General features: G+C 64.7%; 7 protein-coding genes. All 7 read right to left on the reverse strand.

The annotated features are described in order from the left end of the window. Nucleotides 1–156: 156 nt before the first annotated feature. Nucleotides 157–645 (reverse strand): transposase, encoded by a 489-nt coding sequence (locus tag MJ785_RS19320; protein ID WP_239313943.1) that lies wholly within the window; start codon nt 643–645, stop codon nt 157–159. 100 nt (nt 646–745) lie between these two features. Next, a complete protein-coding gene (locus MJ785_RS19325) occupies nt 746–1,033 on the reverse strand; it encodes a type II toxin-antitoxin system RelE/ParE family toxin (protein WP_239313946.1) in 288 nt (95 codons plus the stop codon). Next, entirely contained in the window at nt 1,030–1,329 is a 300-nt protein-coding gene (locus MJ785_RS19330; protein ID WP_239382136.1) for a type II toxin-antitoxin system Phd/YefM family antitoxin, read from the reverse strand. The genes MJ785_RS19325 and MJ785_RS19330 overlap by 4 nt, the downstream gene beginning before the upstream one ends. A 188-nt stretch (nt 1,330–1,517) precedes the next feature. Continuing rightward, nucleotides 1,518–1,772, reverse strand: coding sequence for a hypothetical protein (locus MJ785_RS19335; RefSeq protein ID WP_239313952.1), 255 nt, complete (start codon nt 1,770–1,772; stop codon nt 1,518–1,520). Between the two features lie 156 nt (nt 1,773–1,928). Then, nucleotides 1,929–2,192: a type II toxin-antitoxin system RelE/ParE family toxin gene (locus tag MJ785_RS19340; RefSeq protein WP_239347481.1), complete on the reverse strand. Its 264-nt coding sequence runs from the start codon at nt 2,190–2,192 to the stop codon at nt 1,929–1,931. Further along, entirely contained in the window at nt 2,189–2,479 is a 291-nt protein-coding gene (locus MJ785_RS19345) for a type II toxin-antitoxin system Phd/YefM family antitoxin (protein ID WP_239373534.1), read from the reverse strand. Before MJ785_RS19345 ends, MJ785_RS19340 begins: the two co-directional genes overlap by 4 nt. 184 nt (nt 2,480–2,663) lie before the next feature. Continuing rightward, complete coding sequence (locus MJ785_RS19350) at nt 2,664–2,945, reverse strand: hypothetical protein (protein ID WP_239313957.1); 282 nt, start codon at nt 2,943–2,945, stop codon at nt 2,664–2,666. Between the last annotated feature and the right edge of the window lie 157 nt (nt 2,946–3,102).

Consider the following 3,102-nt stretch of genomic DNA (forward strand, 5'->3'; position numbering starts at 1 on the left):
GGACACCCCAGTCGGCCACCGCCGCCCCCTTGCTCCTGATACATCCTCATGGTCCTGTTCGGCCGGCAGTCATGATAGCCAGACCCGGCGGGAGGAGCCGTGAGGACACCGCACCGGCCAGTGATCGTCTACAGGGCTGGCAGGTGTGGTCCGGCATCACCTGGCAGATCTGTCTCCGTGCCGGGAGCCGAGTGGTCGTCGAGATGGCGGCTGTCGAGATGATCGTCGCCAAGGTGACCGCTGAGCTGGGCGCAGGGTGGGTCTGCCAGCGGCAGTGTGGGTGCTCTGGCGCATGGTGCCCTCGACCCCGGCCCGGGTGGCGTAGCGGCGCTTCCACTCGTCGGTCGTCTGCTCGGCCCGCGCGGCGGCGAGGGCTTCGTTCAGGTCACGGTCCCGGATGGTGATCTGCCGTTGTCTGCCCTTCGTGCACAGCTCGCGTTTCGGGCAGGGGCCGCAGATTGTCCTCGCCCCGGTCACCACGATCGCGTCGGTGTCCCGCTGGCGGCAGGGGATCCAGGACGCGCTGGTCCTGCCCTCGGGGCAGGTACCGCGTCGCTGGTCGACATCGAAGGAGAAGCTCGCCGTGTCGTAGCCCTGTGCGGCCCTGGCCTGGGTGGACTGGTCGAGCAGGACCAGGGTGATCAACGTGACGCCGTAGGTCCGGGCGGACCGGACGATCTGTTCGGCGCTGGGGTAGCGGAGTCGAGCAGGTGCTCGTCCGGCAGCAGACTGTCAGGTCTCCCGGTCAGCGTGAGCGGTACGCGTCGGACCGATGCTCGACGGCGGTCACGGTAACGGTGCGGTTTTCCTCATCGATGTTGTACAACACCCGGTAGCTGCCCCGCCGAGCGGACCAGGTGCCCTCATATGGTGGGAGCAGGAGGCGTTTGCCGAGCCGGTGAGGGTTGTCCAGGAGCGTGGTCGTGATGAACTCGTGGACGGCTACCGCAATCTTTTCGGGCAATCGGCCGGCGAGAGCGCGTGCCGTGGGGCCGGTGATCAGAAGTTCGAACGGCTCGCTGGCCTCGCTCACGTCGTGCGATGCCGCTCAGCGCTCCGCGCCCGTTTCGCCATGAGCACGGTGAGCTCCTCGGCGTCGAGGACATCGCCGGCCTCGACTGCCTCTCGGGACTCCGCGAGTTGCCGCATCGCCTCCCGGCTCGCCAGCACATCCAGTGTCTCCTCCAGTGCCGCGAGGTCATCGGGGGAGATCAGGACCGCTACGGCATGCCCATGGCGGGTGATCTCCACCCGCTCATGAGTCCGTTCCACCTCATCAATGAGTTCCGACAGGCGGTTTCGCGCATCGGTGAACGGTATGACAGTCATGCCATCGAAGATACCAAGAACTGGCGCGAAATAAAGGCAGATCGTTAGTGTGATGGGCGCGGATCACGGTCTCGCTCCTGCTCGTGCCCGCAGCCGTCACAGGGTGGGAGTCGCATACAAGTTGGGCGTGTCCGACCTTCAGCTGCCGCCCTGGGATGTCGATACATCCCAGGGCCTGACGCCCACGCTCAAACGGTCTTATCCCATGCCTGGTTGACCGAGGCATCAGCCGCGCTCCACGCTTCCGCTTCGACCAGGTAGTCGGCCCAGCCGTCAGGATCCTGCACACGGAAGCGGTCCATCACGGCAACGGCCTTGAGCTGCCAGTGTTCGTCAAGCAACCGGCGCACGGCTTCATCCGCAGTGGCACCCATGAAATCCTCGGTGGCGACCCGAAGCACCCGATCCCTGGTCTCGGGGCTCACCCGCATCATGGTCGTCATATCGCCGAGTTTACGTCGCCGTAAACCTTCCTACGACCAACAAGCCCGCCCTGAATGATCACATAACGTGGCGCCGACAGTGGCTCAGCGCCCGCCAAGCCCCGCTTACGCACCTCAGGCACTGGCTCGTGGCCAACATCCGGCTATGGCATAGGATCAGATTCGGCGGTAGACCTCGCGACGGTGGGCGACACGGACAACGAGGACGAGTAGGACGTCGTCATGCACCTCGTAGATCACGCGATAGTCGGCAAGCCTGATCCGTAACGCACCTGGCCGGCCTTCGAGCGCTTTCACGCCGACCGGCCTGGGGTTGTCGACGAGACCGCTGATGACTGGGCGCAGGCGTTGTTGGATCTGTGGGGGCAGCCCGCGGAACTGGCGGGCAGCGGCAGCCGACCATTCGATCTTGTATGTCACGAACGTTCAAGCTCGGCTTGCAAGCCGTCCCAGGAGACCGTCTCGCCCTCGCCGCGTTCGCGGTCAGCGGCGAGAACTGCCCGGAGATCCTCCAGCTCTTCCCCGGCCTCGACGAGACGACGAAGTTCGTCGATCGGCAGGATCGCGGCGGTCGGCGTGCCGTTACGGGTGAGGTAGACGACGTTTCCCTCGTGGACGCGGTTGACCAGCTCGCCAAGGCGTGAGCGTGCTTCAGCAAGTCCGATCTCGGCGTCCGTGGCGTGAAGATTGGTTGTGCGAGCAGGCATAGCCATGGTCGAAGTGTACAACCCGATCTCCGATCCTGCCCGGCCGTGACCGACAGAGCGGGCTGCGGCCGATCAGCCGAGACGGTACGGACCTGTTTAATGATTGCCCAGCCGCCATACTTGCCAGGAATATCGATCCGGACCTGGCGACCCAGCCGGGCCGCCTCCGCCCAGGATTCGCCGCTCAAACGCCCGTTGGGTAGATCTCAATGTCGCGAACGGTCAAGCTCACGTCCCGCCCAACCACACCCAGCGGAGCCTCGCCAGTGGTGTCGACGAGCACGATCCCACTCCCGAAGCGGAGGGTGAGGACTCCGTCCTTGTCTAGATCCTCTACGACGCCGCGAAACACCATGGCTTGATCCAGAACATCCACGATCGTTCCAGGTTGCGGGTCGACCACGATTTCACTCCAGTCGATCTCTTCGTGTACTTCCACCTCGACATCGACGGCGACACCGGCCACTTGGGCGCCATCCCCCGCCAGGAGGCAATACCGCGGCCACCTTCGGCCGTAAACAGGACTCGGTCCCCATCCTGAATGACGGACTCCAATAGAACCACCCGCATCACCAGGCCCCCTTCGGGAATGGCACACGCACCACAACGTTATCCACGAACCA

Source organism: Protofrankia sp. CiT1 (assembly GCF_917627335.1).
GTDB lineage: Bacteria > Actinomycetota > Actinomycetes > Frankiales > Frankiaceae > Protofrankia.

Bases quoted from the DNA above. Each gene is read 5' to 3' on its own strand.
- MJ785_RS19330 (WP_239382136.1), bottom strand. From the start codon at position 1,329: ATGACTGTCATACCGTTCACCGATGCGCGAAACCGCCTGTCGGAACTC.
- MJ785_RS19345 (WP_239373534.1), bottom strand. From the start codon at position 2,479: ATGCCTGCTCGCACAACCAATCTTCACGCCACGGACGCCGAGATCGGA.
- MJ785_RS19335 (WP_239313952.1), bottom strand. From the start codon at position 1,772: ATGACGACCATGATGCGGGTGAGCCCCGAGACCAGGGATCGGGTGCTT.